The organism is Hirschia maritima DSM 19733, from assembly GCF_000378345.1.
Taxonomy (GTDB): Bacteria; Pseudomonadota; Alphaproteobacteria; order Caulobacterales; family Hyphomonadaceae; genus Hirschia; species Hirschia maritima.
Genome location: NZ_KB899552.1, coordinates 1 through 23,047 on the forward strand (window position 1 = coordinate 1; position 23,047 = coordinate 23,047).

The 23,047-nt window shown below is 45.1% G+C and carries 6 protein-coding genes, 3 tRNA genes, 3 rRNA genes and 1 pseudogene; 11 read left to right on the plus strand and 2 right to left on the minus strand.

Annotated elements, in window-relative coordinates; genetic code table 11:
- Window positions 1-716: 716 nt before the first annotated feature.
- From F551_RS0115880 to F551_RS0115905, 6 genes are all read left to right on the plus strand, one after another.
- Window positions 717-2,167: ribosomal RNA gene (locus F551_RS0115880) — 16S ribosomal RNA — on the plus strand.
- A 240-nt stretch (window positions 2,168-2,407) separates the two neighbouring features.
- Window positions 2,408-2,484: transfer RNA gene (locus tag F551_RS0115885), tRNA-Ile, on the plus strand.
- Between the two features lie 51 nt (window positions 2,485-2,535).
- Window positions 2,536-2,611, plus strand: a tRNA-Ala gene (locus F551_RS0115890).
- 212 nt (window positions 2,612-2,823) lie between these two features.
- A 23S ribosomal RNA gene (locus tag F551_RS0115895) occupies window positions 2,824-5,595 on the plus strand.
- A 202-nt stretch (window positions 5,596-5,797) separates the two neighbouring features.
- Window positions 5,798-5,912, plus strand: a 5S ribosomal RNA gene (rrf, locus tag F551_RS0115900).
- Together the 16S, 23S and 5S rRNA genes with 3 tRNA genes alongside form the textbook arrangement of a ribosomal RNA operon.
- Window positions 5,913-6,211: 299 nt before the next feature.
- Window positions 6,212-6,288 (plus strand) — tRNA-Met (locus F551_RS0115905).
- 776 nt (window positions 6,289-7,064) lie between these two features.
- Here the strand turns inward: F551_RS0115905 and F551_RS17655 are convergent.
- Window positions 7,065-7,181 (minus strand): annotated as a pseudogene (locus tag F551_RS17655) (hypothetical protein); the annotation flags it as partial.
- Window positions 7,182-7,456: 275 nt separating this feature from the next.
- On the opposite strand from F551_RS17655, the gene F551_RS0115910 reads away from it, so the two are divergent.
- Window positions 7,457-9,220 (plus strand): DUF262 domain-containing protein, encoded by a 1,764-nt coding sequence (locus F551_RS0115910; protein WP_018998512.1) that lies wholly within the window; start codon window positions 7,457-7,459, stop codon window positions 9,218-9,220.
- Here F551_RS0115910 and F551_RS0115915 read toward each other — a convergent pair.
- Window positions 9,217-10,512 carry a TolC family protein gene (locus F551_RS0115915; RefSeq protein WP_155826122.1) on the minus strand — a complete coding sequence of 432 codons (1,296 nt, stop codon included), beginning with the start codon at window positions 10,510-10,512 and terminating at the stop codon, window positions 9,217-9,219. The genes F551_RS0115910 and F551_RS0115915 overlap by 4 nt on opposite strands.
- Before the next feature lie 119 nt (window positions 10,513-10,631).
- Here F551_RS0115915 and F551_RS0115920 point away from each other — a divergent pair, with 119 nt between their 5' ends.
- The 4 genes from F551_RS0115920 to F551_RS16915 form a co-directional block, all read left to right on the plus strand.
- A complete protein-coding gene (locus F551_RS0115920) occupies window positions 10,632-12,755 on the plus strand; it encodes a type I secretion system permease/ATPase (protein ID WP_018998514.1) in 2,124 nt (707 codons plus the stop codon).
- Window positions 12,752-14,254: an HlyD family type I secretion periplasmic adaptor subunit gene (locus F551_RS0115925; protein WP_018998515.1), complete on the plus strand. Its 1,503-nt coding sequence runs from the start codon at window positions 12,752-12,754 to the stop codon at window positions 14,252-14,254. Before F551_RS0115920 ends, F551_RS0115925 begins: the two co-directional genes overlap by 4 nt.
- A 1-nt stretch (window position 14,255) precedes the next feature.
- Window positions 14,256-15,071, plus strand: a complete 816-nt coding sequence (locus F551_RS0115930) for a hypothetical protein (RefSeq protein ID WP_018998516.1) — start codon at window positions 14,256-14,258, stop codon at window positions 15,069-15,071.
- A gap of 26 nt (window positions 15,072-15,097) precedes the next feature.
- On the plus strand, window positions 15,098-23,047 hold a 7,950-nt coding region (locus F551_RS16915; protein ID WP_033405308.1), incomplete at its 3' end, for a cadherin-like domain-containing protein.

Sequence of the window (23,047 nt, forward strand, 5' to 3'; positions counted from 1 at the left end):
ATTGACGGTTAAGAGATAGGTGCATATAAGCCGCGTCTCTTCGCTGATTGAGGGTTAACGGATTGCTTGTTTGAGCGGTTTGTTGGTTCTGTTTTTGGTTGGTTTTTATAGGGTTTCAAACCCGCTAAAAATTAGTTGAAAATAGTGGTTGACGAGGATGAGGTGGATGGTTATACACCGCCTCTCTCCGCTGAGAACAAACAGTTCTGCGGGCATCTGAATGGATCGCTCGATAGGTTGTTGTTTTCATTAGGTTTCCGGCACTGAGGTGCTTTAGATTTTGTCTTCGGACGGTCCGGAAATTTTTTGAAAAAAGTTCTTGACGGACACGGTGCTAGACTTTATATCCTGCACCTTCGCCGAAACGCTGAGATGGATATCCAGCCGGAGGTTACAATTAAGGGTTCGAGCCCACGTCATTCCTGTTTCGTTAATCGGGATGTTTGAATGATGTTTTGTAGATGTTTGACATTGTAAGATTGGAAGAGAAACGCAGGCGGCGTCGTGCTTGCTTCTGGTTTGTATAACTTCGGTTATCAAATCATTAACGACACAGACGGTTTGCGTTTTTCAGGAAGACCAGTTCAATAGTACTTATAAGGTAAGTTTACTTATCTTATGTGACATATGAACGGGTCCTCCGTCAAAAAAAGTGCAAACGCTTTAAATAGCAAATGAACAGATTAGATTTATCTGTTCAGTTCGTCAGGTCAACTCAACTTGAGAGTTTGATTCTGGCTCAGAACGAACGCTGGCGGCAGGCTTAACACATGCAAGTCGAACGACCTCTTCGGAGGGAGTGGCAGACGGGTGAGTAACGCGTGGAAACGTGCCCTTTACTACGGAATAGCCCTTGGAAACGAGGTGTAATACCGTATACGCCCTTAGGGGGAAAGATTTATCGGTAAAGGATCGGTCCGCGTTAGATTAGTTTGTTGGTGGGGTAATGGCCTACCAAGACTACGATCTATAGCTGATTTGAGAGGATGATCAGCCACACTGGAACTGAGACACGGTCCAGACTCCTACGGGAGGCAGCAGTGGGGAATCTTGGACAATGGGGGAAACCCTGATCCAGCCATGCCGCGTGAATGATGAAGGCCTTAGGGTTGTAAAATTCTTTCACCGGGGAAGATAATGACGGTACCCGGAGAAGAAGCTCCGGCTAACTTCGTGCCAGCAGCCGCGGTAATACGAAGGGAGCTAGCGTTGTTCGGAATTACTGGGCGTAAAGCGCACGTAGGCGGATTGGAAAGTTAGAGGTGAAATCCCGGGGCTCAACCCCGGAACTGCCTTTAAAACTCCCAGTCTAGAGGATAGGAGAGGTCAGTGGAATACCGAGTGTAGAGGTGAAATTCGTAGATATTCGGTGGAACACCAGTGGCGAAGGCGACTGACTGGACTATTTCTGACGCTGAGGTGCGAAAGTGTGGGGAGCAAACAGGATTAGATACCCTGGTAGTCCACACCGTAAACGATGAGAGCTAGTTGTCAGCAAGCATGCTTGTTGGTGACGCAGCTAACGCATTAAGCTCTCCGCCTGGGGAGTACGGTCGCAAGATTAAAACTCAAAGAAATTGACGGGGGCCCGCACAAGCGGTGGAGCATGTGGTTTAATTCGAAGCAACGCGCAGAACCTTACCCACCTTTGACATCCTGTGACAGCTCCAGAGATGGAGTTTTCTTCGGACACAGTGACAGGTGCTGCATGGCTGTCGTCAGCTCGTGTCGTGAGATGTTGGGTTAAGTCCCGCAACGAGCGCAACCCTTATCTTTAGTTGCCAGCATTTAGTTGGGCACTCTAGAGAGACTGCCCGAGTCAATCGGGAGGAAGGCGGGGATGACGTCAAGTCCTCATGGCCCTTACAGGTGGGGCTACACACGTGCTACAATGGCAGTGACAATGGGATAATCCCCAAAAGCTGTCTCAGTTCGGATTGTCTTCTGCAACTCGAAGACATGAAGTTGGAATCGCTAGTAATCGTGGATCAGCATGCCACGGTGAATACGTTCCCGGGCCTTGTACACACCGCCCGTCACACCATGGGAGTTGGTTCTACCCGAAGGCGCTGCGCTAATTTGGCAGGCGACCACGGTAGGATCAGCGACTGGGGTGAAGTCGTAACAAGGTAGCCGTAGGGGAACCTGCGGCTGGATCACCTCCTTTCTAAGGATGTTGAGGAATTGTTATTTATAACTTTCGTCAACTTCTCTAGCATTAAGTTGCACCATTTACTCTTTATCCAGTAAGTGAGTGACAACACATATACTTGGCAGCATGTCGCCGTCTTCGTTTCTCTTCCATCTCTTATTTCGATAGCAATATGGCTATTGTCTTAAGAGAACAGCGAGCCCCGATAGGGCAGGGCAATGCGCAACACTGAGCATACCCTTGCATACAAGCAATGGGTCTGTAGCTCAGGTGGTTAGAGCGCACCCCTGATAAGGGTGAGGTCGGAAGTTCAAGTCTTCCCAGACCCACCATTGCTTATCCTGATTGTGGTTCAAATGATTTTCGGTAGTGATATCGACTAAGGGGCCGTAGCTCAGTTGGGAGAGCGGTAGCTTTGCAAGCTTCAGGTCGTCGGTTCGATCCCGTCCGGCTCCACCATTACCTATCAAATCAGGTTCGCTGTGTAACAAGTTTCGTCTATATCTTTTGGATATAGATGGATTGACATTGTAAGGAGGTTGTTCATCCGCGCCATTACACCGGCGTTTTCCTCGAGGATGAACACGTAAAACTAAGTATCGTCTGACAACGTCCATGATAGTAGTTAAGAACGCCGACATGTTCTTCTCTGCGCATGGGTATTGTTGAGTGATCAAGCGTCAAAAGGGCATTCCGGGAATGCCTTGGCAATATGAGGCGATGAAAGACGTGGCACGCTGCGATAAGCTGTGGGGAGGTGCGAGCAACCTTTGATCCATAGATTTCTGAATGGGGAAACCCATCTCAGATTTAGTGGTTTTAAGCATGACCTTAGGGTGGTGTTTGGATCTACTAATTCATAAACGAGATACTTTAACCTGAATACATAGGGTTAAAGAGCAAACGCGGGGAACTGAAACATCTCAGTACCCGTAGGAAAGGACATCAACCGAGACTCCGTTAGTAGTGGCGAGCGAACGCGGACCAGGCCGAACTTTGAAATAAACTGAATTGGATGGAAAGCCAAACCATAGTGGGTGATAGTCCCGTAAGTGTAAAATGATAAGTCGTTAGAGTAGGGCGGAACACGTGAAATTCTGTCTGAACATGGGGGGACCACCCTCCAAGCCTAAGTACTCCATATTGACCGATAGTGAACAAGTACCGTGAGGGAAAGGTGAAAAGCACCCCGACGAGGGGAGTGAAACAGATCCTGAAACGGAATGCCTACAAGCAGTGGGAGCTCTTCGGAGTGACCACGTACCTTTTGTATAATGGGTCAGCGACTTAGTCTCACAAGCAAGCTTAAACCGTTAGGTGTAGGCACAGAGAAATCGAGTCTGAATAGGGCGTCGAGTTTGTGGGATTAGACCCGAAGCCAGGTGATCTAGTCATGTGCAGGTTGAAGGTGCAGTAACATGCACTGGAGGACCGAACCCTTGAATGTTGAAAAATTCTGGGATGACGTGTGACTAGGGGTGAAAGGCCAATCAAACCTGGTGATAGCTGGTTCTCCGCGAAATCTATTTAGGTAGAGCGTCGTACGAATACCATAGGGGGTAGAGCACTGGATGGGCTATGGGGACTCACCGTCTTACTGATCCTAACCAAACTCCGAATACCTATGAGTAATATACGGCAGACACACTGCGGGTGCTAACGTCCGTAGTGAAGAGGGAAACAACCCTGACCACCAATTAAGGCCCCCAAGTAATGGCTAAGTGGAAAAGCATGTGGAAATGCTGAAACAACCAGGAGGTTGGCTTAGAAGCAGCCATCCTTTAAAGAAAGCGTAACAGCTCACTGGTCAAGCGTTTCTGCGGCGAAAATGTAACGGGGCTAAAGCCATTCGCCGAAATTGTGGACACGTAAGTGTGGTAGCGGAGCGTTCTGTAAGTCTGTGAAGGTCAACTGTGAGGTTGGCTGGAGATATCAGAAGTGAGAATGCTGACATGAGTAGCGACAAAGCGGGTGAGAGACCCGCTCGCCGAAAGTCTAAGGTTTCCTGCGCAATGTTAATCAGCGCAGGGTTAGTCGGCCCCTAAGTCGAGGCAGAAATGCGTAGACGATGGGAATCAGGTTAATATTCCTGAACCAGGTGGTAGTGACGGATTGTGGAAGTTGTGTGTCCTTATTGGATTGGGCATGCCGCCAAGCAGTTCCAGGAAATAGCTCCACCATTAGACCGTACCCTAAACCGACACAGGTAGACAGGCAGAGTATGCCAAGGCGCTTGAGAGAACGATGTTGAAGGAACTCGGCAAATTACACGCGTAACTTCGGGATAAGCGTGCCTCACGGAGTAACTTCTGTGAGGGGCACAAACTAGGGGGTGGCGACTGTTTATCAAAAACACAGGGCTCTGCGAAGTCGCAAGACGACGTATAGGGTCTGACTCCTGCCCGGTGCCTGAAGGTTAAAAGGAGGGGTGCAAGCCTCGAATTGAAGCCCAGGTGAACGGCGGCCGTAACTATAACGGTCCTAAGGTAGCGAAATTCCTTGTCGGGTAAGTTCCGACCTGCACGAATGGAGTAACGACTTCCCCACTGTCTCCAACATCGACTCAGCGAAATTGAATTCCCCGTGAAGATGCGGGGTACCCGCGGTCAGACGGAAAGACCCCGTGAACCTTTACTCTAGCTTTGCAATGGCATTATCGATGGCATGTGTAGGATAGGTGGGAGGCTTTGAAACCATAGCGCCAGTTATGGTGGAGCCATCCTTGAAATACCACCCTTGTCCTCGATGATGTCTAACCGCGGTCCCTTATCGGGATCCGGGACCTTGCATGGTGGGGAGTTTGACTGGGGCGGTCGCCTCCTAAATCGTAACGGAGGCGCGCGATGGTAGGCTCAGAACGGTCGGAAATCGTTCGACGAGTGCAATGGCATAAGCCTGCCTGACTGCGAGACTGACAAGTCGAGCAGAGACGAAAGTCGGTCATAGTGATCCGGTGGTCCTGTGTGGAAGGGCCATCGCTCAACGGATAAAAGGTACTCCGGGGATAACAGGCTGATGATGCCCAAGAGTCCATATCGACGGCATCGTTTGGCACCTCGATGTCGGCTCATCACATCCTGGGGCTGGAGCAGGTCCCAAGGGTTCGGCTGTTCGCCGATTAAAGTGGTACGTGAGCTGGGTTCAGAACGTCGTGAGACAGTTTGGTCCCTATCTGCCGTGGGTGTAGGAAGTTTGAGAGGATCTGTCCCTAGTACGAGAGGACCGGGATGGACACACCTCTGGTGGACCTATTGTGGCGCCAGCCGCAGTGTAGGGTAGCTATGTGTGGACGGGATAACCGCTGAAAGCATCTAAGCGGGAAACCTCCCTCGAAACTAGACTTCCCTTAGAGCCGTTCTAGACTAGGACGTCGATAGGCTAGGTGTGGAAGCGTGGCGACACGTGAAGCTAACTAGTACTAATTGCTCGATCGGCTTGATCCGATACATACCCATGCGTGGCGACGAATATGTTGCTAAATGCTGACTAACCATCAGCGCTCGGAGACTAACGCACTCCGCAAAACAATTCCGGTGTCTAATCAACACCAATCATCAAAAACATTACATGTGATAATGGTCTGATACTTAGTTTTGCTCCTTCTGATAACAATCAGATTGAGCTTTCATTGTTCGATTTTATTGAACTGGTGATTATTGCGAGGATTCCCCACCCGATCCCATCTCGAACTCGGTCGTTAAGGTCCTCTGCGCCGATGGTACTGCATCTCAAGGTGTGGGAGAGTAGGTCATTGCCAGTTCTATAAAGTCGAACAATGCATATTACGTTCGAAAGAAACCTCCTTCATCGTCCTGAAAATATCAGGGCAAACGGCTTTGTCCTTACTAGCCTTAATGCTAGATAGGTGAAGCCGTTTTTTAATGTCTAAATGTCAGATTCTACATTCTGACGAATTTGTAGCGGCGAGGCGCTATGAATTAAAATATTGATGCGGGGTGGAGCAGCCCGTCGGATCTATAAAACGTCTCCCAGATGTTTTAATCAACGATCCAACCTCGTCAGGCTCATAACCTGACACGCTACTGCGACGAAATTTATTGCGGGGTGGAGCAGCCCGGTAGCTCGTCAGGCTCATAACCTGAAGGTCGTTGGTTCAAATCCAACCCCCGCACCCAATCTTTCTTAACAATATCAAAAATGTACACCAAACCGTCCGTAAGGGCGGTTTTTGTGTTTATGGCTCTGGTTTACAACCAAAAAAAGAAAAAGACAGAGGTTTTGAGACTTTTAGAAAACTGTGGGTAAGTTGTGCGGGAAGTGTGGTGTTGGGTTTGTACGCTAAAATTCTATGAAAATGCGGATCCTTTGAAAGGGAACCTAATTGCATCGGAAGGTGTATTTAACGCGTGTAGTAATGATCTTGTGACAATTAAAGATAGGCACCGTGCCTATAGCCTCATGGTCGACGTAGAAAAGTGAGGGCCCTAGTATGCCTCCATCTGCAGCCTTCATCAAATAGCTCTTCAAACTCTCTCAGGCTCTTCTCCGCGAATATATCGATATAAATATTTGTGCGTGGACGGAAATACTCATCTTGTTTTTCTCCCCCTCCCCATTGGGAAGGGGTGCTCATGAAAGCTTGCACTTGGCGAAAATAGGGTGTGCAAACGGAAGGTGAAAATCGACATGGTGCGGACCACAAGTGAAGCTGAGGATACGGTTGAGGACTATTTTACTTGAAGGGCGTGAAGGGCAGGCCCCTTAAATTGGTTTGGTCAAGAAGAAGCTCAAACCTCATGGTCAGTAAAAATGATTATCTGCTATATTTTCTAAGATGGATGGAAGAGGCATTGCAATGCAGGCTCAAATCGGGATCAGGGAGAAAATGTAATCCAAATGTTTCTGCAATTTTACATGGCTTGGATAAGCTAAAGCAACTATACTATCAGATTCAAGCTAGGTACTCGGGGCAGACAGTTTGGTCTGTATTGTAAGCTGTTATGAATTCCGGGTTGCGTCGTTTAAACTCCCAGGCCCAACTTGAGTAAAGTAAATTTTCTAAACCGTCATAGCGCGATTTATTATAGTGCTAGACTTGGCTCACCATCCCAATTGTCCCCATTTATTCAATGGCAGATTCATAAAACGTGTGGTGTTTTAAAATATGCTATTGCTAACACCCTAGTAGGGGAAAGCAATGTTGAGGCCGTTAATCGTCGTCTTAATATCTGAATAAGTGAAATGTCTGAGGCTTTAGAACACATTCATGAATCTCTTGTTTGTAACAGCGATATGTTTTAATTGAGATTTGTGAGCCAAATTAAGAAGAATATGGGGGGTAAGATGAGCCTATCAAAAGGTTTGTCATCGGATATTTTAACGATTGGACAGTTGTTAAAATTGGGTGATTTTCTTCCTGCTAGCGTCCAGCGTACCTATCAATGGCGACAATCAGATTGTCAGACATTGCTCAATGATATTGAACGCGCATGGCGATCTAATCTGGTTGAAAAAGATGATGTGGAGCCTGTTTCGTTAACAGAAAATGGTGAATTAGCTTTAGCTGAATTTGTCCCGGTAATAGGAGAAGCGAAGACACGAAGAATAGAAAGTTACTTTCTAGGGAGTTTTATCTTACGTCCTCGCAAAGAAGAGGGATGTTATGAGATATTTGATGGGCTTCAACGTTTCACAACACTGACAATTCTTCTCGCTGTCTTGCGTGACCTAATCTCTCAGTATGAGACTGAGATAGGCAATGCCATTGATGAATTTATTCATAAGCTGGATGGACAAGCTCGATTAAATCTTGGTGGAGATGATCAAACGCTTGCTAATCTTGTTCAATTGCGAAGTGAAGCAATTCGTAGTCGCCGTAACCTGTCTGCCAATCAATTGCGGGGGCGCTTATTAGGCGCAGCAAATGTATTTAATACAGCGCTTAAAGATTGGCCCGTAAATGATTTATTGGATATGTCTGCTTTCTTGTTGAATAATACAATGGCGACATTAGTGCGGGTATGTGATGAGCGATTAGCACGTCAAATCTTTATCACCACAAATAATAGAGGTTTAGCGCTAAGTGAGACTGATGTTTTGCGTAGCCAGATCAATTCAATTGCAGCACGTCAGGATATAGCCAATGATGCGCTTGCTGTATGGCAGGGTGTTGAGGCAGGTTTTGAAGATAGGCAAAATTACCAATCATTCCTGCATGCAGTTGATTTTCTGTCCCGTAGAAAGGGACCAAGTGCAGAAGGGTTAACTGATTTAGGAGAGTTTCTGTCTCAAAACCTTGATGATACGCGTTTATTAGATTGGCTTGAAAACTATCAAGACCAGGCAGAAGCGTGGCATTGGTTAAAAGACCTTCAGCAAGATCCAATGCGCAATAAACCATTTGGACCAATCTTGTTTAGGCTCAATGTTTTTAATTGGAATGAGTGGGAGCCAATAGCGCTTGTTTTGGCACAAGCTGTCCTCTTCGCAAAAAAAGAAAAAAACAAACGACGTTTAAAGACATTGGAAAGCCGCTTTGTAGAGCTGGAAAAGGCATGCGCCAAGTTTACTTTGGCGCAGATAGGGCAGGCAGAACGTGTCTCGCTATTTGCGCGCGCCTTGTCAGAATTAAAGGCAAATAGAAGTCCGTTCAATTCCAGCTTGAGCCTATCGGAAAAACAGATAGTAAATCTAAATTCGAACCTTCAGGGAAGCGTGTTCGATCCAGAATTGGTACTTCAGGTTTTACTATGGTGTGATGCAGACGTTTCTATGCGGACAGGTGGCCCTGTTGAGCGACGAGAAATTGGTTGTGTTGTGCCTCCTGTATTAGAAGAAGGCCATAACTGGAAAGGCTTTGAGAACTCACCTGAAATTCATTGGCGCGTTGCGCATGAATGGGGAAATTTTGTAACCCGTGAGTTAAATGAGGAAGATACGCGAGACGATAATTTTCCAGCTTTCAAAGCGTTTAAATCTGCGCATGCTAAAGATAAGATGAAATCTCCATCCCTGACCCATGTTCTAAAGCAGTCTCAGTGGTCGCCTGACAGCATTCAGGTTAATTCAAAACGTATTGTTGAAACTATCCGCGCGCGTTTATCTTAAAAGTTTGGGTTGCCCGTAAGAAGGGCAAGTTCAATAGAGGCGAGGGTGTAATTGCGTTTTGCTGCCAGCAGAGCCAATTTTGCATTTTGAAGCTCTTCAGTCGCATTTAAAACATCTGTGATGCTCAAAAGGCCAGCAGCTTTAGTGGATTCAACGCCTTTTAAGGCTTGCTCTGCAATACTGGTACGCTCTTCTTGTATCTTGAGTTGTTCAAGCGTGGATTGACGATTTAGCCAAGCATTTGTGACGCTTAGGTCTACTTCGCGCTGTATAGAGCGTTTATCATATCGCGCACTTAAGCGTTCTGCGGCAGCTTGTCGTTTTTCAGAAGATGCGCGTCCACCTGTATATAGTGGCACTGACAATCCCAGAACCGCGCGTAAATCTTCATCTTTTTCTAGAAGTGGACTAGATTCTGAAGAAGATGTTGCGCTTAAGTTTAAAGAAACTTGAGGCTTATTGCGTCGTTTAGCTGCAAGATAGTTTAGATAAGCTATTTTCTCGCTCGTCTTAGCGCTTTCTAATTGAGGCGACACTTTCTGAGCCAATTGTTTGGCGTGCTGCATGGAAATGATAGGTAAAACTGATATGTCTGGCCATTGAGGTTGCATAATGACTTTGGAAGATAGGGAATGGAGTTCCTGTTTGCTCAACTCGACCGCATTTTGAGCTTCATAGAGCTGCGCTCTTATCGCGAAATAGCGGCTTTGGAGTTGAAACACATCTGTTTGTGACCCAATACCTGATCTAAACCTCGCCTCTGCAGAAGCGATTTGTTCTTGGGTAATGGTGGCAATTTCGTTTTGAGTGTTGAGAGCCTCGATATTGTAGATATGGCGAATATATGCATTTGCGACATTGTTTTTGAGAGATAACTGGGTGGCATCTAATTGTGTATGTGCTTGTCGCACCTGTAATTGAGCTTGTTTTTTGACAACAGGTTTCATCCCACCGGAATAGATAAGTTGGTTTATCTCAATAGATGTTGATGTTGGGGATGTTTTCGTTTGATTTTCAGGTGCGTTTTCAAAGCGCGTTTTTCTATCTGAAGAGGAAATGGATGCATTTGCGCTAACCTGTGGACGGTAGGGGGCTTTAGCTTGAGGGATAGCCTCTCTACTGGCTCTAACATTGGCTTTTGAAGCTTTAATTGAGGGGTGCGTACTTATCGCGGCATCAATTGTTTCACTAAGTGTTTGAGCTAAAACGGAAGAAGAAAATGAACATGTTAGTAATATAATACTGATGGCATGCCTAACCATAACAGATTGCATTTTCTTGGAAATATTCACAGTTTCCCCCTTTTAACCATAACGAAATTCTTTATGGTCCCGTCCAGAATATGCTTAATGCAGGAAGTTATTTCATTAAGCAATAGTGATGGATGCGTTTGTACAGGGGGAGGTGCAGCATGCTTGCAAAAGCAGAGCACACTGATAGCGGGTTATGGTGTTTATCCATGCTGTTGGGGTTGCAAGAAAAGGCAATCGACCCTGAACAATTAAAGCATCAATTAGGTTCAGATGATGTTGCAACGCTAGAAGAAGTAACGCGCCTGGGGCGTAAAGCTGGTGCAAAAGCTAAGCTTTTAACTATCAAGCTTAATCGTCTTGAAGATACGCCTATGCCTGCTTTGGCAGAACTAGAAACTGGCGAAATTTGCATACTGGGGCGCGTGGAAGAGGGACAGGTCTTGCTTCAACGCGCAGAACAACCTCCAGAGAGTATGAGCTTAGAAGAGTTTGATACGCATTGGACGGGACGTCTTATGCTTATGACAAGTCGTATTGGAGGAGGGGCATCTCGCAAGTTTGATGTAACCTGGTTTATTCCTGCACTTGTCAAATATCGAGGCTTGATTGGAGATGTGTTAATTGCATCTTTTGTGCTGCAATTATTTGCCTTGGCAGCGCCTCTCTTTTTTCAAGTCATTATTGATAAGGTTCTGGTGCATCAAAGTCTGACGACTTTGAATGTCATGATCATCGGATTAGTTGGGATTATTATATTTGAGACAACGCTTGGTGGTTTGCGATCTTTTATATTTTCTCACACAACAAGCCGTGTCGATGTCGAGTTGGGCTCGCGTCTCTATAACCATTTGCTAAATTTGCCACTTGCCTATTTTGAACAAAGGCGCGTGGGGGACACAGTTGCTAGAGTAAGGGAATTAGAAACGATAAGGGAGTTTCTGACCTCCTCTGCAGCGACCTTGGTGATCGACTTTTTATTCACCTTTGTTTTTCTAGGCGTGATGTGGTTTTACTCCCCATTACTTCTGATCGTCGTATTAGTGGCGATTGTTCTTTATATCCTCATCTCACTCATCCTGACGCCGCCTTTAAGGGCGCGTATTGATGAGCGTTTCCAGCGCGCAGCGGAATACCAGTCCTTTCTTGTTGAGAGTGTGACAGCTGTTCAAACCCTCAAAGCCTCTGCTGTCGAGCCTCAAATGCAAAGACGCTGGGAGGGGTTATTAGCCTCTTATGTCAAATCTTCTTTCAATGCGAATGTCCTTAATATCTGGGGTGGTCAATCTATTCAGGCAGTAAATCGCATCTCCGGTGCTGTTGTTCTCTTTGTGGGGGCAAGTTTGGTGATTGATGGCAAGTTGACAGTTGGAGAGTTGGTTGCCTTTAACATGCTTTCTGGGCGTGTCGCAGAGCCTGTTTTGCGCCTTTCTCAATTATGGCAGCAATTTCAGGAAGCACGTGTTGGTGTGGACCGCTTAGGTGATATTTTAAATATGCCAGAAGAGGCCTCAGCCTCGGGATCTCGTTCATCCATGCCAAGTTTGGAAGGGGATGTAAGATTTGATGATGTCACATTCCGGTATCGTCCAGGTGCAAGGGAAGCACTCAGGCGTGTTAATGTGCATGTAAAACCAGGGGAGATAATCGGTTTTGTTGGCCCTTCTGGGTCTGGAAAATCAACACTCGCAAAACTTGTGCAGAGATTATACGTGCCGGAGTCTGGCCGTGTTCTGATCGACGGTGTGGATTTGGCTTTGATTGATCCATCATGGCTTCGGCGACAAATCGGTGTCGTACTTCAGGAAAACATTCTGTTTAATCGCTCTATCAGGGATAATATCGCGATTGCTGACCCTGGCATGCCAATGGAAGCTGTCGTTAATGCAGCAAAGCTTGCTGGGGCGCATGATTTTATCCTGGAACAGGCCGAAGGCTATGACACAGTGCTTGAAGAACGTGGAAGCAACTTATCTGGGGGGCAGCGCCAGCGTGTGGCGATTGCCCGCGCTTTAGCGTCTGATCCGCGCATGTTGATATTTGATGAGGCCACATCTGCTTTGGATGCAGAAAGTGAAGCTGTCATTCAGCGCAATATGCAGGATATTTGTAAAGGCCGCACCGTTCTTATTGTGGCCCATAGATTAAGCGCACTTCGCAATGCGGATCGCATTGTCACACTCGAAAGCGGTGTTGTAACAGAAACTGGCAGCCATGAAGAGCTCCTAGCGCAGAATGGGCGTTATGCCAGCCTGTGGCGCGAGCAAATGGGAGAGCGCAAATGAGTAAGCATCTCTCAGCGCTATTTCATGCGTGGGGTAATGAAACTAAACGCCGTAAATCGATAAAACGTAAGCGGGTTGAAACCATGTTTTTGCCTGCTGCACTTGAGATAATGGAAACGCCGCCACGACCTCTTGGTCGGATCATACTTTGGACAATTGTTTTAGCCTCTGCATGTGCCTTTGCGTGGGCTTTATTTGCAAAGGTTGATATTGTTGCTGTCTCAGAAGGACGGGTGGTCCCACGTGGGCGATTGCAATCAGTTGAAACTTCTGAAGCAGGCGTTGTGCGGGCTTTGCTCGCCAGGGAAGGGGACCGTGTCGTCGCTGGTCAGCCACTTATTGAGTTGGATCCAACATATGCTGAAGCTGATGCTGAAGCTTCAAAGTCAGAATTAGCGACTGCCTATCTTCAAAAAGCGCGGGCAACGGCCTTGCTCGATTATGCTGATGGCAAATCATGGTCAATTGAGCAGGATGAGCGTTTAGAGCCAAGCTTTGTCGCCGCGGAAGAGGCTTTAGTTGCGGCCCGTATCCGCGGCCATGAGGCAAAACTGGCTAGTTTTGAAGAGCGTTTATCGGCCGCTGACTATGCTGCCAAGCAAGCCAAAACAGAGCTAGATAGCGTGAATGAAACCATCCCCTTCGTGCAACGCCAGTATGAATCGCGCGCAGAATTAGCCGATCAAGGCTATGCTCCGCGCATTCAAGCCGATGAATTAGAAGAGCGCCTGACAACACTTCGTTATCAAGCCAAGGTAAAAGCTGCTGAAATAGATAAAACGCGCGCCGAATACGCCATGATACAGCGCGATATTAAGGCGGAAAAAGAAGCTTTTCGCATTAGTGCGGGATCAGAGCTTTCTGAGGCTGAATCCATCATCGCAACTCGTTCAGAAATTGTATCCAAGGCCGAGCGACGCACAGCCCTTCAAACACTCACAGCTCCCGTATCTGGAGTAATAAATGAGATCACATTAACCACAATTGGAGAGGTTGCTCAGCCCGGAGAGCCTTTAATGACGCTTGTGCCCGAAGGTGATGAGCTAATATTGGAAGCCTTCATTTTAAATAAAGATATAGGATTTGTAAAACAAAGCCAAAAAGTAACCATAAAACTTGAAGCTTATTCTTTTATGCGATACGGATTTCTCGAGGGGGAGATTGAACACGTGTCTGCTGATTCGATAATCGATCAAACAAGAGGGCTGGTCTATCCGGCGCGCATTCGGATTGTGAATTCGCGCATGCGGTTTGAAGACAGACCCTCAGTTAATTCCCTCAATACACGAAAACCACCAAACAGCGATGCTACCCTCGCGGGTAGTGCGGATAGTGTTGAATTGCATACAAAAGACTTAAATGCGCAGCTTGTCTCTGCGGGCATTTTAAGTCCCGGCATGACAGCCGCAATCGAGATTAAAACCGGCAGGCGATCTGTCCTGTCATTCCTGCTCTCCCCAATCGGGAGATCCATGAAAGAAGCGGGGAGGGAGAGGTAGAATGAGTGTTTCTAAAGAGGAATTGCCGCACAATTTGAGGGGGCTGGACGTTTATCGACGTGATGAGATGCCAGAAGAAATTTTGGTTTTTTTAAAAGACAAATCTTTTAAAGAGACTGATTGGATGACTATTGAGATCCGAGGGCATGATCAGAAATGGCACAAATATATTCCTAAGCAAAAATACAAGCCACCTTCAGTTTACTCTTTGTATAATGAATTCGGAAACAAAAAGAGTGAAATTTCATTTTACTTGCATGATTATCAGGCGGTTGATCGAAAACTTTCGACAATCAAGGGGGATGGTTTCAAGTATCATTCAGCTCCAACTTTGCAGCTCACGCCAGTCGATGTGAATGAAAGAGTATTAAAGGGGAAAAAAAGACAATTTGTGTCAAACGCCTCAATCATGCAGGGAACAAGTACTATAACCTTTTGTAATGAGAGTGTTCTGGAAATTATTTTGAATTATGCTGGGAACGCAATTGAATACAAACCGATTCAGTTCTTGGAAGCGGACGTTGAACCTCCTAGAGGACAGTATTATGCTTTTGAATGTGTTAAAAAAATACGTGCGATTGATTTGTTGAAAAATCCAATTGTATGGACTTACTTTCAAGAATTTGATGTGTTTCAAGCTAAAGCGACAATCTCAAATCAAGAAATTGTGTTTGAAGATAAGATATATGGTGATGAGCATTTATTTTATGACGTCGTGAGTAGGATGCAACTTATGTCACTGGCACTTCGGGAAGCATTGGCGCCCTATGGTGGAGAAGAGATGATGTTTTTTAGCAATGAGCCAGTAAAAAAATAAAGAAAAATTGAGGTTGGGGTAACATTATGACACGGTTTAGTCGCAATGCATTAATGACGGAAGGTGACAACGCTGGTAAATGGGGCGGCGGAAAAGTCAATAACGTAAACGCTTTAAATGGAAATTATCAGGTTAATCATATTGTTCCAGTTGAGCTAATATCAGATCAAAGATCAATATTCCGTCAGATTCATAATAGCAATTTTAGAGATGATTTTTTAGAAATTTTTGATCCTTCGAATGTGCGGTCTAATGGGGTTGCATTAAACATTGATCTCCATAATGGTAGTCATCCTGATTATACGAGGTTCGTGAGTGAACAAATTGATGTATTGCTAGGTAAGCATGGATTAAACCCGTCAGATACGACAACGCTTTCTAAAGCGAAATTGCAAGCGTTTGCGACAGATTTATCGGATCTAACGAATAAGATAAGATTTTTATCAAGTCCTACCTTCTTGGAGAATCCTGCTAATACCTTAAAGGTAAATGGTGCTAAAGTTGATATTGAAAACGCGTTTGATAGAGCGTTCGGCAACAATGGACAATTAGAAAGTAAAGAGGCTAAAAGGTATCGTGCGTTACTTTCTCTTGATAAGGAGTTCATGGTTCTTGCTGATACTTTGGGAACTGAAATTGTTAATGGCAAGAGAGTTTTTTACGGCGCTGAATTTCTTGATGGCTATATAGCTTTTGCAAAAACAAAAGGTATAGATATCGGAACGGCAAATTTCGATTCTCAGGCGTTTAAATCGCTATTGAGAGATGCGAATGTCCGTGAAGAAATGATCGGCTGGTTGAAAGACAATGGCCATGATGATGCCTTAACCGGACTTTCAGGATTAACCGCAAGAATAAAAAGCACTTCAATCAGTGTCAGACGATTGGAGGATGATCGTTCTCGAGAAGAAGTTCGCGCATTCAGGCGGGCCTTCAGAAGTTTAGATTCGCAGCTTTCTAGTTTCTTGGGGGAAGAGTATTTAGATATCGCGAAGAAAGGGTTGGGGAAAACTGCTCTACGTATAGGGGGGGCGGCATTGGTTGCTGCCGCTTCTGCACCAGCATCGTTTGCGATGTCTCTTTACGATATAGGAAAGCTTGAATCTGAAACAAATGGTGGTTTATCTGAACTTGGGTATCGAGCGGTTACGTATGCGAGAACGAGGGTGGATGGTTCCACAGAATCATTTAGCTTTATTCAACGGGCTTATTTTCCAAGTTCTTATTTACTAAGTTTGTCTGATGCTGGTTTGAGACGAGGTGACCGAAATAATTATGTAATTATTTCTAGGAACGACCTAGATAAGAAGGATGTCGTTCTGGATATTCTTGGAGTTAGAGAGGGTGTATTATATGAACGCAATGATGGCGATTATATAATTTCACAGGCCCCCTTCCATCCAAATGCTAATTTGGGTGATGGTGAACTGCCAATTCAAGATATAACAATTAGTGAGGAGGATATTTTCAGAGGTACTGGAGATGCTTTTGGGAATTTTGTAAAATCATATGACTCATACAGAAGTGTAGCCAGTGGGTTTTATGCAAATGCATCTCATGAAGTGGATGGCGATGGCAATTTGACAATAAGCGGTACACATCGCTCTGACAACGCAGACTATTTTCTAGGCAGTAACGCATATGGGTATGAGACAAACGTAAATGTGGCAAGCATTTCCAATGCATTAGCCGATGTTGGTATAAGTGGTTTTGATGCCAATAGTTTGCAAGTAATTGATTTTTCTACCGATCCTGACTTAGGAGGGATTCTCCGTAGTGTAAAAATAGCTGTCAAAGCTGGCGATGGTCGGGATGTTGAGGCTGTACTTGTAGATGCTGATAAAGATGGCCGTTTGGACATGGCGCAAATAATTGGAAGGACAGACAGTGGGGATCTTATATCTGAACCTGCTTCCCTCCTTGATGGTGAAGGTAAATGGTTTGACCGTTACGATTATCCAGGGTCTGAAGCTAGGTTAGACTTCTTTCAAGGACTTGGTGGATCTATAGGCTCGTCAATCGGGAATTTTTTATTCGATACCGATTTGGGACGTTTAGTGGGGACTCCTGTTCTATCATCGATAGGTACGTTTTTTGGGGCAACTCTAGCTGGTGCGATAGATAGTGAAGCCACTATTGGAAATGCGTTGTATGAGACCGTTGATAGCTTGCCCTCAGCTCTATCTCAGGCGCTTGAAAGTTCCGCAATTGGACAATTTAGTTCTGCTCTAACTGCTGAGTTAATGGAAGGGATTGGAATTGAAGGCGTCTGGGGCGAAGTCGCGTCTACAGTAACCAGCACAACAATTTCTAACATTGTCACCAACGTTCTTGATGATGGAATATCGGCTTGGAACGCAGGACTTGACTTTGGGAACCTGTTTGATGGCAGTACTTACACTTCAACAGGAGGTGAGGTTGGGGGAACTGCAAATGTGAGTTCGGCCTTGGCGAGCGCGGTTTTAAATTATGCTGCGTCTGCTGTTGCTGATGAGGTTTATACAGCCAATACAGAAATTGGATCCTATGCAGCAAGTGTTTTTGGAACTGTATTAGGATTTGTTGGTAGTTTTTATGGGGGGCCACTTTTGGGAGCTGCCGGCCAATTTGTTGGTCAAGCAGGTGGCGCATACGCTGGGGATGCTTATACATGGGCGAATGACCATCAACGATACATTGGTCATCATTTTGGTATGACATTTGGGTTGTTTGAAGCCGGTGCTGTTTTGAGGTTGCTTGGGGCTCGTCCACCTAAAAAACCAAGCGCAGAAGCTGAGACGCATTTAAGTTTAGAAAGTGGTTATTTCGTTTTAGGTGATGTTACCTCTGTTGCTGGTGGTAATGAAAAATTCGTTCGTAATTTAGCGGAATCGACTCGTGATTCAGTCAATTACATAATTGGCTTAGTGACTGAAAATAGTGAGATTGCTCCAAATTCCAATACATCTGATTTATCTTACACTTTCAGACATGATCATCTGGGTAGAGTGTTTCTTAATGGTAGGGAGGTTGCAAGCGCCAACGACGCAATAAACGCCGCTTCAATTGAGGCAATTGAGAATACAGAAATTAAAGGTGGTGATCTTTTTATAAAGAGAGTTATCCAAAACAGTTCTGCTTCCTCTATTACTGCAATGAGTGCTGATCTGCAGATAGCAAGAGACTATGGAATTTACTTTCGAAACAAAGAAGTAATTGATCGTGCCATCTCCGCTCCCTATGATAGTTTATCTCAGTCCGATAAAAGTTTCTATGTTGCTAATTCAGATGTCATAACTCGTTATATGGCTGCTCCAAAAGATCATGAAGGAAACCTTGTTCAAGATCAATCGCTGTCGCTTGATGTGGATGACATAGCTTGGTTGAATGAAACTGAAAATGGTTTATTGAATAAAGACCGCGTTCTAGACTTAGTTCCACAACTTGAAGTCTCTCAGTTTGCAGCTGGGTGGATTGTTACCCTTCAACGTGCTTCAGAACTAGGTCTAGATAAAGCAGCGCGTTCAGATTTCTTTGGCGGTATGTGGGGGCTTGCTGATAGTATTGAAATTGTTACGGGCGCAAACTTCCACTTGGAAGATCTGAGCATCAGTGTTCAAGAAGGAGATCTTTCTGTCGATTATGGTGGTGAAAATTCGTTCGTGGTTAGCGACGCTTTCGCTAATCAAACATGGATGCGAGTTGGTGCAGTTGCAACACCTACCAGCGAAACTACTGATAATAGGGGAACGGCACGAGCGCGTTTGCTGGAACTTGCAAGAGCACGTCATCCAAACGCTGAGTTACTTAACAGTCCTTCAGTTCCTTACTTTGAAGGTGCGACAGGGAATGGAACATCTATTCGAGGTGACGTTATCATTAGTAATGGTAGCGGTAACTTTGATATAGATGATCGTCACACAGAAGATTGGTCTGCCCTTTATGAATATCATAACGGAGAAAATGTTGCTGGAGGGTTTTCTCCAGAACAGATTTTGCCTGAAGATGGCGTCGATACTACCTTGGAAATTGAAGGGGGCGATGATGTTTTCATTGCCGGTGATGGAAGCAATACCTTACGCGGAAGATCAGGTCATGATTGGTTAGATGGTAAGGGAGGAGCTGATACACTTCATGGTGATGAAGGAGATGACGTCCTTTTAGGTGGCACTGGAGATGATACACTTAACGGTGGATTGGGTGATGATTACCTTCATGGGGGCGCTGGTGCCGACACGGTAAATGGCGGCGATGGCAATGATTTAATTGTCTTAAGCTCGGGTGTAGATACAGTATCTGCTGGAGCTGGCGACGACACTATTTTTGTGGATCAAACAATCATTAGTTCTTCGTCCTCTGCCGGTGTTGATGAAGTGAATGCAGGGAGCGGAAGTGATACATTATCGTTTGCTCGCATTACTCAGCCTTGGAGCAATGTAAATGGTTCTGGCGCTGTAATCTCTGAGGATGATGAAGACTATATAGCGGGTATAAGATTTGAGTTAGCGGGTGGCTCGGTTTGGTATGGCGTAAAAGTCGATGGCAATAAGGTTGTAAACTATTCTGGTATTGAAAACGTTGAAGGATCAAATTTTGAAGATGCTCTGACTGGTAACGCTGAAGCAAATAGAATTTGGGGCCGTGACGGAAATGATACTCTATCAGGAGGCGCAGGAAATGACGTCCTACAAGGGGGAGTTGGCGCAGACCAAATATCAGGTGGCGATGGTAATGATACCGCCTCTTATAGTGATAGTTCTGGGGCTGTTTGGATTGATCTTCAGAGTGAGGAATATTTCGGCGGGGACGCTGAAGGTGACTCAATGTCAAGCATTGAGTTTGCTGAGGGGTCACGTTTTGACGATACCTTCTTTGGAACATCTTCCTACAATGAATTTTATGGATTGGATGGCGATGATTGGTTTGTCTATTCTGCAGGAAATGACAAATATTATGGTGGAGATGGTTTTGATACTATTGACCTATCCGAATTGGATGCAGCAAAAGAACTACGATTAACAGATCCAAAATACACCGATATAGAACACATATTAGCAACTGATCATGCTGATTATTTGTATGGTACAGATGCTGATGAAACCTTTCAAGGAGGTAAAGGGAATGACTACCTAGAAGGGGGATTAGGTAGTGATACATACATTTACCATCGCGGAGATGGTAGAGATACAATAAAAGATGTTCTTGAAGGAGAAGGCGGTCACCAAGATACCTTAATGTTTGGTGAAGGTATTGCTTGGAATGACTTGGTGTTTACGTCTTTGCTTCAACCTGGAATTTTCAGAATAACTATTCGTGGGGAATCGAATACTCAAAGCGTGTCAATTTTAAACAATTGGTCTGGAGCGGATGGAACAAGCAATGAAAAACGTGCTCAAATAGATCTGATTGATGTTGGGGGTGTCGGTGGGATCGATATATTTGATATTGAGAGGGCGGATTTTGGAAACAATGGAGAAAGTAACGGCGTATATGGACTAATATCATCTGGTTGGGATCACGATGACGTATTGCAGGGAAATCAATTCGTTAACGGGGAATATCGCAACCATATGGATCTGCTGGTTGGTTATGGTGGAAATGATACGCTCACGGGACACCGAGGTGGGTTTAAAGGAGATGAGAAGGGGGATATATTCATTGGTGGAACCGGTAATGATACCATCAGTGCATCCAAAGGTGACGATCAATTTGTTTTTGAACGTGGAGACGGTCAAGATACCATAACTGATCGAGGTGGCGTAGACATCATCCAGTTTGGTCCGAATGTAGCTGCAGAAGATGTGATAGTTGAATACTATGAAGGCGATCTTTACATCGGTATCAGAGATCTGGATAAACCAGCGCTGCAAGCCCATTTAGTCGCTGATCATATTAAAGTTGAAAACCTTTTAGGTGTGCACAACTGGTCAATAGAAATGCTTTCCGTTGGAGGTGCAATTATAAACCTCGAGCAGATTGTTGTTGAAAATGCAGGTGCTGAAGCTTGGGTTTGGGATGGTTATATTGGCTCTATTACTGTCGATCAAAATCAACCCATTTCGAATTTGTTAGGGCAGGCTTTGTCTGACTTGGGCTATGATCCAGATGGTGCCAGCGATGGCAATACAACCTTTTCGTTCAAGTCAGGAACTGCGCCAGCAGGGCTACAAATCGCATCAAACGGTATCATCAGCGGAACTCCTACAGAAGAAGGAGTTCACCAAGTTACAATAGTTGCAACCAACGATGGAAAAGATACAGAAAAAACGTTCACTTTGGATGTGCAATTTAGTAATTCACCTCCCACTGGTTCTCCAACGGGAAATGTAAATGGTGGAAATGAAGACACAGAAATTACCATTCGGAAGTCAGATCTTCTTCAAGGTTTTTCTGATGCAAATGGTGACTCTTTAGAAATTGCGAATTTGAACGTTCAGAATGCCTCAAACGGAACGATACAGTCTAATGGTCAGGGCGATTACACGTTAACTCCGAACAATAATTACAATGGAACAATTGTATTAACTTATGATGTTGTTGACGGGAATGGTGGTCAACTTACAGGCCAAACACGAAGTGTTCAAATTGACGCAGTGAATGATGCTCCGACAGGTAGCCCTATGGGAGTAATTGCTGACGCCAATGAAGATGCACCGTCTACTATTTTGACTGCTGACTTATTGAGAGGGTTTGATGATGTCGACAGTGAGCAATTATTTGTAGAAGGTTTAGATGCAGACCATGGAACTGTAGTCCCTGATGGAAATGGTAATTATACGCTTACTCCTGATGCAAACTACAACGGTACAATTACTCTATCTTATCGCGTGAGTGACGGTAGCGGGGGGCGGACCAGCATTCAACATCAAACTGTACAAGTTACAGCAATCAATGATGCGCCTACAGGAAGCCCTACAGCATCATTGGGCGGAGGCAATGAAGGTGCAGACATTGCTATTTTGACTGCTGACTTATTGAGAGGGTTTGATGATGTCGACAGTGAGCAATTATTTGTAGAAGGTTTAGATGCGGACCATGGAACTGTAGCCTCTGATGGAAATGGTAATTATACGCTTACTCCTGATGCAAACTACAACGGTACAATTACTCTATCTTATCGAGTAAATGACGGAAGTGGCGGTCAGACCAGCATCCACCATCAAACTGTACAAATTTCAGCAATCAATGATGCGCCTACAGGGGCTCCAGATGGCGTGTTAGATGATGGAGTTGAAGATGCGCCTATTACAATAGAGTCTTCTATTTTATTAAGCGGGTTTAGTGATGTTGATCCGGATACCTTAAGTGTCGTCAACTTGAGCTCAAGCAATGGGACAATCCTCCCGGACGGTGCAGGTGATTTTACGCTAACGCCGGAAGCAAATTACAATGGACCAATCACTTTATCGTATCAGGTGAGTGATGGAAATGGTGGTCAAACGGAAGTTCATACTCGTGAACTTCAAGTGACTTCTGTAAATGATGTACCTGTCGTATCAAATCCAACCCTGGATCAGAATGCAACAGAGGCAGAAGCTTTCAGTTACACTCTACCGACTAACGTGTTTTCCGACGTCGATATTGACGATATATTGGAAATCACCGCTACATTAGAGGATGATTCAGATCTTCCGCATTGGTTGTCCTTTGACAATGGTGTCTTTACTGGAACACCTCCTGCTGGATCCGAAGGTGCTCTTTCAATTAAAGTGACTGCTGACGATGGTACGGATACAGTATCGGATGTTTTTGAGCTGACGGTCGGTGCTGGGATTAACACCGCTCCTCAAGCGTTTGATGACACAATCACGGCGACGATATATGAAGATGGCGTAGAAACGCTAACTGCGTCGCAATTCTTGTCAAATGATATAGATGATGATGTTGGTGATACGTTGAGTATCACAGGCGTAGATTCTGTAAGTACAAATGGTGCTAGTGTAGCCTTAGATAGTGATGGCAATGTTGTTTATGATCCGAATGGTCAGTTTGATTTA

What these genes read in the sequence shown, in the direction of transcription:
- F551_RS0115910 (WP_018998512.1), top strand. Translation starts at nt 7,457, where the DNA reads ATGAGCCTATCAAAAGGTTTGTCATCGGATATTTTAACGATTGGACAG.
- F551_RS0115920 (WP_018998514.1), top strand. Translation starts at nt 10,632, where the DNA reads ATGCTTGCAAAAGCAGAGCACACTGATAGCGGGTTATGGTGTTTATCC.
- F551_RS0115925 (WP_018998515.1), top strand. Translation starts at nt 12,752, where the DNA reads ATGAGTAAGCATCTCTCAGCGCTATTTCATGCGTGGGGTAATGAAACT.
- F551_RS0115930 (WP_018998516.1), top strand. Translation starts at nt 14,256, where the DNA reads ATGAGTGTTTCTAAAGAGGAATTGCCGCACAATTTGAGGGGGCTGGAC.